Annotated in this window: 1 pseudogene; it reads right to left on the bottom strand. The window is 43.5% G+C overall.

Annotation, left to right across the window (positions count from 1 at the left end):
- Window positions 1-540, bottom strand: a pseudogene (locus HMPREF2805_RS11225) (hypothetical protein); the annotation flags it as partial.

Genomic DNA, 540 nt, shown 5'->3' on the forward strand with positions numbered 1-540 from the left:
CCTTCAAACTTAACTGTTTGTTTAGTTGGTTTAGTCACATCATTTACGATTGGAACGTAGATGATTGGGGTGTCGTCACCTGGGTTTGTTGGAAGGTTTGGTAGCTCCTTACCTGGTTCTACTGGTTGACCTGGTTTGCTTGGATCTTTTGGATCTGGCAAGTATGGTCTGTAGCCTGGTACGTCTGGAACCACTGGCTTACCTGGTTTACCTGGATCTGTTGGATCATTTGGATACTTCACTTTTGGTGTTGATGGGAAGTTTGGATCGTCTGGTGTTCCTGGTTTTGGAACCAAGTTTCCAAGTGGTTTGTAGGTTACTGTATCTGTTGCTTCAGGATTTTCTGGAGTAACTGTCTTACCACCGGCTTCTGTCTTATCAGCGTAGTAACCTGGAATTACTGGTACAGATACCTTACCGTAAGTATGGCTCTTCTCATTCCATGTTGTACTTCCATCAGCTTTATTTTCTTTACCAGTGAATGTGAAATCGTCTTGGACATTGTCTCCTGGAGTCTTATCGCCTGCTCCTTCAAACTTA

The organism is Streptococcus sp. HMSC034E03 (assembly GCF_001811505.1).
Taxonomy (GTDB): domain Bacteria; phylum Bacillota; class Bacilli; order Lactobacillales; family Streptococcaceae; genus Streptococcus.